Raw genomic sequence first — 11,552 nt, forward strand, 5'->3', positions numbered from 1 at the left:
ATTTCCGTGGGGGCCCAGCCTTCTGCTGGCCTCGCATTCTTCCCCGACAGAGCCCCGCGCTGCTCAGGTGGATACGCCAGACAGCCGGCCTGGACGCGGGCCGGCTGTCTAGCGTAGCCATCACGGAAGAGCGGTCAGAACCAACTACGGCGCTGAGTCACAGCGCATGTGACTGATTCCCAATGACCGTTGTCAAGCGTCGAGGGTGACTACGGGGTGGCTGATGTCATGCCGATGGCACGGCGGAACCTTGCCCACGGAGAGGTCGGCGAGGTGGAGCCGGAAACCTCGTCAGGAGAGCTGGTCTCCCGTGATGTAGCGATCCGCTCTGCTCGGTAATCGTGAGCGTCTCCGCGGAATGCGACGGCGTCCTCCCCGATCCCGACTGCCTCCAGGAGGGTGTCCAGAGCCTTGTCGGCTTGCTCGTGCGGCTGGGTGAGCCAGACATACGAAACGCCGAGCGGATTGCCGTCGTGCTTGCTGATCGCGAAGCTGAAGCCTTCCAGTCGGAACAGAACGACATCGAGCTCGTCCAGCCCGTCCCACGACCGCTCCACGTGCAGACGTAGCCGCTGAGCCACCGGCTGCACCGACAGCGCCAGCGCTCCGATCATCTGGAACAGCGGAGCGGAGTGCTCCCAGACGCTGTACTGGTAGGCGGGGTTTTTGCCGGTGTAGTAGGACGGTTCTGTGGCCGGCTGCCAGTCGGACTCAGGCCCCGGGACCTCGACCTCTGTCACAACAGCTCCTCACCGCGGCCTCCAGCAAACTGGTGATCAACCTACCTTCGCCGGGTCGGCCAACGTTATGCGGCGCCGGTCAGGCCCGGTTGCGGTGGCTGGGCCGTCCATTGGCGTTGGTCGCGGATGAGGGCCCACAGAACGTCGAGGCGGCGGCGAGCGAGGGCGAGAATCGCCTGCTTGTGGCTCTTTCCCTCGCCTCTCTTCCGGTCGTAGAAGGTTTTCGAGGTGGGGCAGAACCGGGCGGCGATCTGAGCAGAGAGGTAGAAGACGCGCAGGAGTCGGCGGTGGTAGCGGTGTGGCCGGCGCATGTTGCCGCTGATGCGACCGGAGTCCCGTGGAACCGGTGCGAGGCCCGCAACGCCGGCGAGGCGGCCGGCGCTGCCGAAGGCGTCCATGTCCCCGCCGGTGCAGGCGATGAACTCCGCCCCCAGCAAAGGGCCCATGCCAGGCATGCTGAGGACTACTTCCGCGTGGCGGTGCTCGCGGAAACGGACCGCGATCTGAGCGTCAATGTCAGCGATCTCTTCGTCCAGGGCCAGTACCACCCTGGCCAGGGTGTTCACCACGGCCGCGGCAGTTCTCTCCCCGGCCACGGCGGTGTGCTGAGCCTGCCCCGCGGCGACGGCAGCATCGGCTAGGGCTTGGGCGCCACGGACTTTGCGGTTCTTCAGCCAGGTCGCGAGCCGGCTCGGGCCGACCCGCCGCACGGACCTCGTCCGTGACCGCACCCGGGCCATCAACCGCCTGCGCTCCACGCTGACCGGCATGTTCCCCACCCTGGAACGCGTCCTCGTCCTCACCAGCGCCGGCCCGCTCATCCTCCTCGACGGCTACCAGACCCCGGCCGCGATACGGCGCATGGGCACCGCCCGGCTGACCCGCTGGCTCCGCGCCCGAGGCGTTCGCAGCCCAGAGGAGCTCGCCACGAGGGCAGTCGAAGCCGCCGACCAGCAGCACACGGCGGTCCCGGGCGAGGCGGTCATCGCCCAGCTGGTGCGGACCCTCGCCGCCGACGTGCGGGTGCTGAACGAGAAGGTCGCGGAGATCGACCGGCTCATCGAGGACCGCTTCCGCGCCCACGACCTCGCGGAGATCATCACGAGCATGCCCGGCATAGGCCCACTCCTCGGCGCCGAATTCCTCGCCGGAGTCGGCAGTGACCTCAGCTTCTTCGCGACTCCGGACCGGCTCGCCACCTTCGCCGGGCTTGCACCAGCGCCGCAGGACTCAGGGAAGAAGAGCGGCAACCTCCCCGACCTCGCCACTACCACCGCGGCCTCCAGCGCGTCTTCTACATGTCCGCCCTGACCAGCGTTCGCTACGACCCCAACTCCCGGACCTTCTACGACCGCAAACGAGCTGAGGGGAAACGCCATACCCAGGCCGTGATCGCCCTTGCCCGCCGCCGCGTCAACGTCCTATGGGCCCTCATCCGTGACCGCCGCCTCTACGAGCTCACGCCGCCGCCTGTCACGCCGCCGCCTGTCACAGCGTCGCCCTGATCGTCGGCCAACGCTTGTCGGCGTACGCCTGAACGTGCTCAACCCCGTACAGGTGAACGTGCTCAGTTGATGATGCGCTGACCAAGGGTTCTCGCCAGCCCGCAAAGGACCGTCGACGGCGTCAGGCAACCGGGCACTTCTCATGCCACCTTGATGACGACCTTGCCCGAGGCATGACCGTTCTCGACGGCGGCGAGGGCAGCCGGTGCATCGGAGAGCGGATGGACCGCGGTGATTACGGGTGCGAGGACTCCGTCGAGGGCCAGCCGGGCCGACCGCTCCAGGCTCTCGCGGTCGACGCGACGCTCGACGAAACGCCCACCGAGATCGGGCACAGACGTATCACCCACAGCAATGACGTTGCGAGGATCCCGGGCCAGCGGAGCGACCATCCGCAGCGCGGTGCCTCCGACCAGGTCGACGATCCCGTCGAAGCCGCCCGGAACCAGCACGCGTGCCGCGACGGCGACATCCTCGGCGGTGTAGTCGATGAACCGCACCCCGATGCCCTCGGCGTGCTCGCGTTTGGCCGCACTTCCGGTGCCGATCACGCGCAGCTCGCGCCCGATCGCCAGTCGGGCGACGGCAAGGCCGACCCCGCCCCCGACCCCGTTGACCAGGACTGTGGCGCCCGCCGGGAGTCCGAGCTGGTCGAGCACGTCCACCGCGGTCGTCCCGGCCACTGGCAACGTTGCCGCCACGGTCGCGGACAGACCCGCCGGGATGCGCGCGGTGTTCGGCGCGGACAGCACCGTCGTCTCGGCATAGGTGCCGCCACCGGTCAGTGCGAAGCCGAAGACCGCGTCGCCCACCTCAAGCCCGTCGACGTCCTCGCCCCGGGCAAGAACGGTTCCGGCAGCCTCCATGCCCAACACGCGGGGAAACGGACGCCCGCCGTCGAGCCCGTCGACCAAACCTGATCGCAGAACGTGGTCGAGGGGATTCACGCCGGCGACGTCGACCCGGATCAGCACCTCACCGCGACCGGGTACGGGATCAGGACGATCGAAGAACTCCTGCACCCCGGGCCCGCCATACCTGTGAAAACCCCATGCCTGACCCATCTTCAGCCGCCTCTCGTATGACCAACCCGGTGACTCCGGGCGCTGTCGCCATCCTCACCGCTGACATTGATGTCAGGGGCAACCGGCTGAGATGCAGGTCACAGCATCAGGTCGACTGCGCCACCGGTTCCGGGGCCGTGGAAAGCTCCGCCCGGTGCCTGCTGTTGGCCCCGATCAGCACGTCGAGTGCCTCCCGGGTCTCGATCAGGTGCGCGATGTCGGCGTCGATCCGGTCGCGCTCGCGCAGCATCGCCGTGAACGTCGCCTCGGCAACGTCCAGGTCACCCGGGATGTCCACACACGGCAGCACAGTCGCGATCACCCGGCTGGACATCCCCGCGTCGAACAGCTGCCGGATGAGCGACACGCGCTGGACCGCAGCATCGGAATAGTGACGCTGCCCCGCGGCGGAGCGTGAGCTGGTCAGCAGTCCCTGGTCTTCGTAGTACCGCAGTGAGCGCGGACTCACGCCCGTGCGCTTTGACAACTCGCCTATCCGCATCCTTGAGAGCCTACGTCCGCGGCCTCCAGGTTCAGACCGTCGATGAGTCATGGACGCTTGCCGACACCCCTCCGCAGGGTTGCCTTCCCGGCCTCACGACTGAGCACGTTCGTCTGTACACGCCTGGGTACTTTTCTCAGTACGCCGACAACGCTGGGCAAGCCGGGAGGGCCGTGACATCCTGCGGCAGTGCTTTTGAGTGATCATGCAAACAGCGTCGAGCTCCGCACGCTGAGCTATCAGTTCGCTGCGGCCCAGGGCAACCGCTACGACGACAACTGGCTCGTCATCGGTGGCACGGTGACGACTCCCGACGGCAGCTGGTCCTTCACCGATCCCGCTTTGCTGACCCACGAAGCCCGCCAGGTCACCGCGTGGATGCGCGCGGCGGCCGCAGGGACAGTAGCTGTGACCCGGCCTGATGCCGAAGGCTATTTGTCCCCGGACACATGGTTCAACGAGCCAGTCCTGGCCTTCAGCCTCGCCGACCGAAGCGAAACCGGGGCGGTGATTCGCCTTCACCTGTCCCTAGAGGCGACACCCCCATGGCGCAGGGCGGACATCTACCAGTACTTCGTGGAGGTGCGTGTGGACACAGCTGCACTGCTTCACGCAGCCGACCAGTGGGATCTTGCCTTGGCTTCCTTTCCAACCCGCTGATCAACGTCAGTCTCACCAAACGCGGTCCGCCGGGCCCAACACAGGCTCCGAGGCTTGACTTCTCCATTGGGAAGCCCGTGGGAGCGTCTTGGATGGCCCGCAGCGCATGCGTGACCCCTGGCTGGGTTTCGCTGTCACTGGTTCCGTTTTACGGTCAGCGCATGGTTGATCAGCAGGGGGCGCGCCTGCGCGTCGGCGCGGCCGAGCGCCGCGCCCGCCTGGGCGTCCGGCACCTCCTCGCGCCCGCCCACCACGCCGAGCGGATGCCGGACGTCGCCCGGGCACTGATCGGTCTGCACGCCACCGACCCGTCCACGGTCTTCCTGGCGGCCGCCGCCCGTACCGGCCGGCCGGACATCGCGGCGATGGAGCAAGCCCTGTACGAGGAGCGGTCCTTGGAGCGGATGCTGTGCATGCGCCGCACCATGTTCGTCGTCCCGGCCGCCCTCGCCCCCGTCATCGAGGCATCCACCAGCCGCGCGATCGCCGCGAAGGAACGGGCGGGCTGCGCCGCCTACCTCCGCGACGGCGCCGGCTGGAGTGCCGAGCGGTACGCGGCCGTCGAAGCCGATCTGCTGGCCGCGCTCGCCGACCGCGGCGAGGTGAGCGCCGCCCAGCTCGCCGCCGACGTACCGGCGCTGCGGAAACAGGTGATCGTCGCGCCGGGCAAGCCGTACGAGGCCCGCCAGGCGCTCTCCTCACGGATCCTGCGGGTCCTGGCCGCCGAGGGCCGCATCCGGCGCGGCCGCCCCAACGGTGGCTTCAACTCCAACCAGTTCCGCTGGGCGCTCTCGCCGCTCGCCGAGGCAGCCGAGGCGTGGGAAACGGGCGAGGCGAAGACGGAGCTGGCCCGCCGCTACCTGGCTTCCTTCGGGCCGGCCACCGTCGATGACCTCAAGTGGTGGACCGGCTGGACCCTCACCGACACCCGCAAAGCCATCGCCGCCACCGGCGCCGAACTCGTCGACCTCGACGAAGGCACCGGCTACCTCCTGCCCGACGACCTCGACCCGGTCGCCGCCCCGGAGCCGTGGGTCGCGCTCCTGCCCGGCCTGGACCCCACCGCCATGGGCTGGCGCCACCGCGACTTCCACCTCGACCAGTCCCACGTCCCCGACCTCTACGACCGCAACGGCAACATCGCCCCACCATCTGGGCCGACGGCCGCATTATCGGGGCCTGGAGCCAGCACCCCACCGGCCGCATCACCACCCATCTGCTCACCGATCCCGGACCGGACGGCCGCCGTGCCGTGGACGCCCGAGCCCGCGCCCTGGCCGCCTGGCTCGGAGACCTGCGCATCACCCCGCACTACCGCACCCCGCTGGAACGTCGCCTCGCGCAGGGACTGTGACCTGGCCTGTGACCAGGCCGCCGAACGACCGTCAGGGTGCCCTCCGGACGAGGGCACCCACCGGTTCCGGCTTTGGAATCCGAAGAAGTGGACTGCACCTGCTACCGGGCCGTGCATGATGGCAGAGGACTGCTGGGGGCGAGGGTGAGACGACAGGAACTCGCGGACGCGTTGGACGCCGAGCTGATGAAGCGGCTGCTGCCGGCGACCGCAGTACGGGCCATGGGTAGCTGGCTGGTCGGATCGGCCCAGTACGCAACCGGTGCGGGTGCTCATGCCGTGAAGTACGTACCTCAGCGCTGGTCGGGCATCGAGCCGTGGCCCGACCAGTTCTCCGAGCGATCGCAGGCAGAGGCCGCGACGGTCACCCGCGCCCAAGTGGTGGCGGTGGTACGCGAGGCCGTGCTGGACGGACGGTGGTCCGAAGCTCTCGTAGCCTCGTATGTGTGGGGGCAAGGCGGCAAGGGCTACGGTCCCCACCGCCTCAGGAAGATCCTGGCTGAGCCGAATGTCGCTGATGCGCTGGCGGAGGCCGAGACGGCCCTTCGGAACGAGGGTGCGGTTGCCGCGTATGGCGTGATGTGCGGATCAGTGAAGTGGCTGGGACCGGCATTCTTCACCAAGCTCCTCTATTTCATCGACCTTTCCCTGGACGCTCCCGCGACCCCTCGTACGCTCGTTCTGGACCAAAAGGTCGCGCGCGTCGTCCGCGCCCACGCCACGCGGGTCGGCCTTGAAAGCGGACTGGCAACGGCGTCAGCGGTGGCCACCTGGACTTGGTCGGACGCCGACTGGACGCCGCATCGCTACGGGGTGTACCTGCATTGGATTGAGGCTGCCGCCCAGCAGCTGGCCTCCTCCGCGATCGGGTGGCCTCCTGCCAGCCCGGATCTGCTCGAACTGGCCCTGTTTGACGGCGCATGGGATCCAGCGACCTGACTCCCGAGTGAAGCCGTTTCGCTTGCGACGCCGCGACGCCGCGACGCCGCGCCGGTCCGGGGCGCATCCCGCACGGCTCAGCTGCCCTGCGACGGACGGGGGCCGGGTCCTGCCGGGGGCCTTCGAGGAGGGCCCGGGAGCCTTCCTGTACCGGCTGGCCCGGCGCGGTCAGCGGCCCGACGAGTGGACGCCCCGTCCGCCCCCGGAGGGTTCGCGTTCCGTCCGGGCCGCAACCGTAGGCGCGCCGGCGTGACCCTTGCCGGCTGTACGCGTTCGCAGGGCATGAACCACATGAAGCGTGTCCTTGCCGCCGTCGCCCTCGCCGGAGCGGCGCTGTCCGTCGCCGACGCCGCCCACGCTGCTGACGGTCCGCAGGGCCCTTTGCCCCCCATCGAGAACCTCGGCGCCGGCCTGTCCACCGACCGCCTCGGCAGCGGCGAACTCGCGGGCGACGTCGTCGCGGAGGGCGGGCTCGTCGGCACGCTCACGGGCGGCCTCGGGAACTGACCCGCAGCCCGCGAGGAGGGCCGGCCATAGCGCGGGCCGGCCCGGGTAGGGGCCCGGTACCGAGGTGCGGTCCAGCCTCCCGGCTGCGACGGGGCCGTACCCCGGCGTGTACAAGCGGGCCACCGCCGCGAACGTACCCGGCCGCTCCACCATGAACCACGACCAGCTCGCCGACGCCCTCGCCGCCCCACGGGGCCGTGGCGCGGCCGCCTGAGGGCAGGCCGGCCCACGTCCCGGCGTCGTCATTCGAGGCGACCGACGTGCATGATGACTATGGCCAGGGGAGCCCTGGAGATCTCGTACACGACGCGGTAGCGGCCCACGTGGATGCGGCGCAGCCGCGAGCCGTGGGCGGCGGCCCCCGCGGGGCGGGGCTGACCGGCGAGGAGGTCGACGGCGTGCAGCAGCTGCCGCAGGCCGTCCGGGTCGTCCGCGAGGTGCCGGGCCGCCCTGGAGACCGCGGCCTCGTCCCACACGATGCGGTATCCCATCGGCTGACTCCCTCCGTGCCGGTACCGGCCGGGCCCGACCGCGCCGAGGGGGAGATCCGCGGGCACGGCGCGCGTGACCCGTCCCACGCCTGCCCGGCCCCCGGGGCCGTATGCCCGGGCCCGGGGCCGCGCCGAAGGGTGCCCGGCCGCGCGCTCGGGGCGCCGGTTGACGCGTCGCGTCGGACCGGCAGCAGATCGGGAGGGCGCCGCGGCGTGTTCGACGCGACGACCGTCCCCACGACGTCGTTCAGGCGGTCCGGGTGGTTCGGGTGGTCTGGGCGGTCCGGGTGGTCTGGCTGGTTGGGGCGGTCCGGGCGGTCCGGGCCACCGAGCCGTCGCCGGGAGGAAGCCGGAGCGGGCGGGTGACGGCAGCCCTGAAGTCGGCCAGTCCGACGGCCAGGGCGGCGCGGGAGGACGCCGGCATGGCGGCCATCGCCTCCGTCAGGGCCTGTTCTCTGCGCTTGCGCAACTGCCCCAGGTAGGTCCGGCCGGCCGGTGTCAGCGTCACCCGGGACTCGCGCCGGTCCTCGGGCCTGGTAGTGCGTTCGAGGAAGCCGATGGCCTCCAGGCGATCACACAGCCGGGTGACGGACGGTGGCGCCGCTCCGAGGAGTTCACCGAGCACACGCAGGTTGATCCCGGTGTTGCTCTCTATGAGGAAGAGGACCCGCGCCTGGGCGGAGGAGACGGGCGTCGTGCTGACCGTGTCCCGGCCCCGTTCCCAGACCACCTCCAGCAGCTCGATCAGGTCGCTCATCTCGGCCACCCCGGACGCGGCGTGGAGGGGGGGTCGGTTCGGACCACGACTCATGTGACACTCCCCACCTGACGCATACGCTGCCCTTGTCCAACGAGTCGGCGGACCCGCTGACCCCATCTTGGCAGCTCCGAGAAAGGCAGGACCGAAGCCCGTGGCACCATCCGAGGGAGTGGAGCGCATTCTGCGCGCCTCCGCACCGCACGAGCTCGTCGACACGGTACGGGAGGTACTGGCCGCCCGGTACCGCGCGACCTCCGCCGAGCTGCTGATGGCGGACTACGCCTTGGCGCGCCTCCGTCCCGTCAGCCCCCGCGATCCCGCCACCGCCGCATCCGTCCCGGTGCACGGCAGTGCCCCCGGCCGAGCCTTCGGAGCGCAGGAGGCGCACGTGGTCGCCCAGGGGGACGACACGGCGGTGCATCTGCCGGTGAGCGTCCGCGGTGACCGGCTGGCGGTCCTCAGCGCGGTGTTCCCGGCGGGCGCCTACGGTCCCCACCTCCTCGGTGACCTCCAGGAGACGGCTGACGCGCTGGCCCATGAGCTCCTCGTGGCCGAGCGCGACACGGACCTCTTCCTGTGCGCGCGGCGGGCCGCCCGTCTCACCCTGGCCGCGGAGATGCAGTGGCAGCTGCTGCCGGGGCGCTCCTGCTCGCGCCCCGAGTACGACCTCGGTGGCCATCTGGAGCCCGCGTACGCCATCTTCGGCGACAGCTTCGACTGGTCGGCGTCCGCCGACGATCTGGTCCTGACCGTCAACAACGGCATGGGCGAGGGGATCGACGCCGCCCTGCTCACGCACCTCGCGGTGAGCGCGCTGCGCAACGCGCGGCGGGCCGGCCTGGCGCTCGCGGACCAGGCCGCCCTGGCCGACCAGGCCGTCTACGGTCAGCACCAGGGCGAGCAGTACCTGGCGATGCTGCTGCTCCGCTTCTGTCTGCGTACGGGGGAGGTGGAGGTCATCGACGCCGGCTCGCCGCGGATCTGGCGGCTCCGTCAGGGGGAGGTGGAGGAGGTCGAGCTGGAGGCCCAACTGCCGCTGGGCATGTTCGAGGACACCGTCTACACCTCGCAGCGGTTCCGGATGCTTCCCGGCGACCGGCTGTTCTTCCTCAGCGACGGGGTCTACGACGTGGTGTCGCCCGCCGGAGAGCGGTACGGCCTGCACGCGTTCACCCGGGCCGCCATGGAAACCCGGCTGCTGCCGCCCTCGCAGGTGCCGCAAGCGGTGCTGAGGGCGCTGGCGCAGCACCGGGGTGAGATCAAGGCCTCGGACGACGCCATGGTCGTCTGCCTCGACTGGCACGGCCGGGCCGGGGTGGGGGCCGGGGCGGACGAGGGGGCGGGTGGGTCGTAGGGGGCCGGGGCGGGACCGGCCGTCGCCGCTGCCCGGTCGCCGCCGCGGCGGCCCGGGCGGGGATGATTGACCACTTTGAATATTGCCCAGCGGCAAATGATCGCTAAGCTCCTCCCTGACGAAGCAGGCGACCGTCGCGCGTGCGCACCTCGGGGCGAGAAGGGAAAGCAACACGTGGAGAGCTCTCCCGGCGTGGAGCCCCGCCTTCCCGGCGCCCGCGCCGCCTCGCGCACGAGGTGCCCGGCCCGGGGGACCTCGTCCGTCGACGAGGACCGGCGCCGAGACCCGTGCAGCGGCCCACGACCGTGCGTGCCGCGGGACGAGTACGCCGTCGAGGCCTTCGCCGAGACCGTGATCCACGCCCGCAGGAACTGGCGGCGGACATCAGCCAGCCGACCGACGCGCCGTACCCCACCCCGAGTGGTGAGCCGGCGCCGACCGTCCCACGCCATCGAAGAATCAAGAGGGAACATGGACACGCAGAACGCCGGCGCGCGCAACTACGTCGAGATGAGGTCCGACGGCGACGTGCGCATCGTCGTCATGGCCGGCGAGTTCGACATGGACACGGTGGAGGAGCTGCGGACGGCGATGGATCCGGAGGTTCCCGGCGTCGCACGCTTCGTGCTGGACGTCTCGGGAGTGACCTTCGTGGACTCGACGGCCCTCAGCATCATGCTGCAGCCCGCGTTGAACCGGCACGTGGTGCTGGCAGGGCAGGTGCCGCACCGGCTGGCGCGCCTGCTGGAGATGACCGGTGCGAACCGGGCGTTCGCCAGCGCCGAGAGCGTGGCCGAGGCCACGGTGGTCCACCTCCCGCCGCAGAAGCGGTAGTGCTGTGGCCGGAAGGGTGTGCCGGGTCGCGGCGTCCGGTGCGGTGCATCGCGAGGCGGAGGGCCGCGGCTCGTACTGAACGTCGGCCGTGAGGTCATGGCGGGCACCCGCGCGGAGGGGGAGGGAGGCGCAGGTGCCCACGGGTGGCGGCCGGGGCCGCTCACCGGGCCGGCCGCCCTCTCCAGCGTAGGTTCATCGGCCGCGAGCGGTCACCTGACGGCCTTGGGGGCGGCCCTTGTCCGGCGGTCCCCGGCGTGTCCCGGGCGTCCCCGGTGTGGGGTGCGGGGCGAGGACGGGGAGCCGTTCGTCGCCCCGGGTCTCGACGTCCCGGGCCGGCGGCGCGGAGGGTCGCGGCGAGGGCGAGGCCGAAGGCGTGCCGCAGCCCGGCAGGTCCGCGGGGGCGGCGGGGGCCGCGGCGGCGGGTCCGGGTCCTGATGATCCGGGTGGGCATCCACCCCACCACGAGGCCGCGGGCGTGCCGGACCAGGTGGACTCCCTCGGTGCCCGTGGCGACGTCGTCGAATCCGGCCTCGGTGGGCACCCGGCGCACCCGTCGGAGCAGGGTGGCTTCCTCGATCCCGCACAGCGAGGGACTGCGGGGAGCACCGCCGGGGGTCGCGCCGCGGGCCGCGTGCCGGTAGCGGCTCGGTCCGGCGGCCCGTGGTCCCGGACCGGCTGCGAGCCGCTGCGGTCCGGCCCCGGACCCGTCCGCCGGGCCCGTGACCGTTCCGCCGGGCCCGCGCCCCCGTCCCGCTGGGCCCGCGCCCCGGCCGCCGCCCCGGCCCGCCGCCCCGGCCCTCCGCCATGCCGCTCCGGCCCCCGCCGGGCTCGCCGCCCTGGCC

The 11,552-nt window shown here is 71.2% G+C and carries 12 protein-coding genes and 2 pseudogenes; 8 read left to right on the forward strand and 6 right to left on the reverse strand.

Annotation, left to right across the window (positions count from 1 at the left end; all coding sequences use genetic code 11):
- Window positions 1-209: 209 nt before the first annotated feature.
- Complete coding sequence (locus tag ACWFQ8_RS12730; protein ID WP_453786201.1) at window positions 210-740, reverse strand: hypothetical protein; 531 nt, start codon at window positions 738-740, stop codon at window positions 210-212.
- 65 nt (window positions 741-805) lie between these two features.
- A pseudogene (locus ACWFQ8_RS12735) lies at window positions 806-1,453 on the reverse strand (transposase); the annotation flags it as partial.
- Between ACWFQ8_RS12735 and ACWFQ8_RS12740 the strand changes: the two are divergent.
- Window positions 1,440-2,245 (forward strand): annotated as a pseudogene (locus tag ACWFQ8_RS12740) (IS110 family transposase); the annotation flags it as partial. The pseudogenes ACWFQ8_RS12735 and ACWFQ8_RS12740 sit on opposite strands and share 14 nt — an antisense overlap.
- A gap of 140 nt (window positions 2,246-2,385) precedes the next feature.
- Here the strand turns inward: ACWFQ8_RS12740 and ACWFQ8_RS12745 are convergent.
- A complete protein-coding gene (locus ACWFQ8_RS12745; protein ID WP_453786202.1) occupies window positions 2,386-3,267 on the reverse strand; it encodes an NADP-dependent oxidoreductase in 882 nt (293 codons plus the stop codon).
- 148 nt (window positions 3,268-3,415) lie between these two features.
- Entirely contained in the window at window positions 3,416-3,811 is a 396-nt protein-coding gene (locus tag ACWFQ8_RS12750; protein ID WP_453786203.1) for a MerR family transcriptional regulator, read from the reverse strand.
- A 189-nt stretch (window positions 3,812-4,000) separates the two neighbouring features.
- On the opposite strand from ACWFQ8_RS12750, the gene ACWFQ8_RS12755 reads away from it, so the two are divergent.
- The 5 genes from ACWFQ8_RS12755 (at window position 4,001) to ACWFQ8_RS12775 (ending at window position 7,485) form a co-directional block, all read left to right on the forward strand.
- On the forward strand, window positions 4,001-4,471 hold the full coding sequence (locus ACWFQ8_RS12755) for a WapI family immunity protein (RefSeq protein ID WP_453786204.1): 471 nt from the start codon (window positions 4,001-4,003) through the stop codon (window positions 4,469-4,471).
- Window positions 4,472-4,632: 161 nt separating this feature from the next.
- Window positions 4,633-5,973: a winged helix DNA-binding domain-containing protein gene (locus ACWFQ8_RS12760; protein ID WP_453786205.1), complete on the forward strand. Its 1,341-nt coding sequence runs from the start codon at window positions 4,633-4,635 to the stop codon at window positions 5,971-5,973.
- Window positions 5,974-5,996: 23 nt separating this feature from the next.
- Window positions 5,997-6,764: an 8-oxoguanine DNA glycosylase OGG fold protein gene (locus tag ACWFQ8_RS12765; protein ID WP_453786206.1), complete on the forward strand. Its 768-nt coding sequence runs from the start codon at window positions 5,997-5,999 to the stop codon at window positions 6,762-6,764.
- Between the two features lie 291 nt (window positions 6,765-7,055).
- Window positions 7,056-7,271 carry a hypothetical protein gene (locus tag ACWFQ8_RS12770; protein ID WP_453786207.1) on the forward strand — a complete coding sequence of 72 codons (216 nt, stop codon included), beginning with the start codon at window positions 7,056-7,058 and terminating at the stop codon, window positions 7,269-7,271.
- 64 nt (window positions 7,272-7,335) lie between these two features.
- Window positions 7,336-7,485 (forward strand): hypothetical protein, encoded by a 150-nt coding sequence (locus ACWFQ8_RS12775; protein ID WP_453786208.1) that lies wholly within the window; start codon window positions 7,336-7,338, stop codon window positions 7,483-7,485.
- Between the two features lie 28 nt (window positions 7,486-7,513).
- On the opposite strand, the gene ACWFQ8_RS12780 is transcribed toward ACWFQ8_RS12775, so the two are convergent.
- Together ACWFQ8_RS12780 and ACWFQ8_RS12785 are read right to left on the reverse strand one after the other, a co-directional pair.
- Window positions 7,514-7,762, reverse strand: a complete 249-nt coding sequence (locus ACWFQ8_RS12780) for a type II toxin-antitoxin system RelE family toxin (RefSeq protein ID WP_453786209.1) — start codon at window positions 7,760-7,762, stop codon at window positions 7,514-7,516.
- Window positions 7,763-8,009: 247 nt separating this feature from the next.
- Complete coding sequence (locus ACWFQ8_RS12785) at window positions 8,010-8,519, reverse strand: MarR family winged helix-turn-helix transcriptional regulator (RefSeq protein ID WP_453786210.1); 510 nt, start codon at window positions 8,517-8,519, stop codon at window positions 8,010-8,012.
- 154 nt (window positions 8,520-8,673) lie between these two features.
- On the opposite strand from ACWFQ8_RS12785, the gene ACWFQ8_RS12790 reads away from it, so the two are divergent.
- Window positions 8,674-9,876 carry a PP2C family protein-serine/threonine phosphatase gene (locus ACWFQ8_RS12790; RefSeq protein ID WP_453786211.1) on the forward strand — a complete coding sequence of 401 codons (1,203 nt, stop codon included), beginning with the start codon at window positions 8,674-8,676 and terminating at the stop codon, window positions 9,874-9,876.
- A gap of 471 nt (window positions 9,877-10,347) precedes the next feature.
- The gene (locus ACWFQ8_RS12795) at window positions 10,348-10,710 is read left to right on the forward strand and encodes an STAS domain-containing protein (protein ID WP_453786212.1); all 363 of its coding nucleotides are present in this window, start codon (window positions 10,348-10,350) and stop codon (window positions 10,708-10,710) included.
- Window positions 10,711-11,552: the final 842 nt, after the last annotated feature.

It is taken from the genome of Streptomyces sp. NPDC055254, assembly GCF_053606025.1.

Coding starts and splice junctions, on each gene's coding strand:
- ACWFQ8_RS12750 (WP_453786203.1), bottom strand. CDS start 3,811: ATGCGGATAGGCGAGTTGTCAAAGCGCACGGGCGTGAGTCCGCGCTCA.
- ACWFQ8_RS12760 (WP_453786205.1), top strand. CDS start 4,633: ATGGTTGATCAGCAGGGGGCGCGCCTGCGCGTCGGCGCGGCCGAGCGC.
- ACWFQ8_RS12770 (WP_453786207.1), top strand. CDS start 7,056: ATGAAGCGTGTCCTTGCCGCCGTCGCCCTCGCCGGAGCGGCGCTGTCC.
- ACWFQ8_RS12780 (WP_453786209.1), bottom strand. CDS start 7,762: ATGGGATACCGCATCGTGTGGGACGAGGCCGCGGTCTCCAGGGCGGCC.
- ACWFQ8_RS12785 (WP_453786210.1), bottom strand. CDS start 8,519: ATGAGCGACCTGATCGAGCTGCTGGAGGTGGTCTGGGAACGGGGCCGG.
- ACWFQ8_RS12795 (WP_453786212.1), top strand. CDS start 10,348: ATGGACACGCAGAACGCCGGCGCGCGCAACTACGTCGAGATGAGGTCC.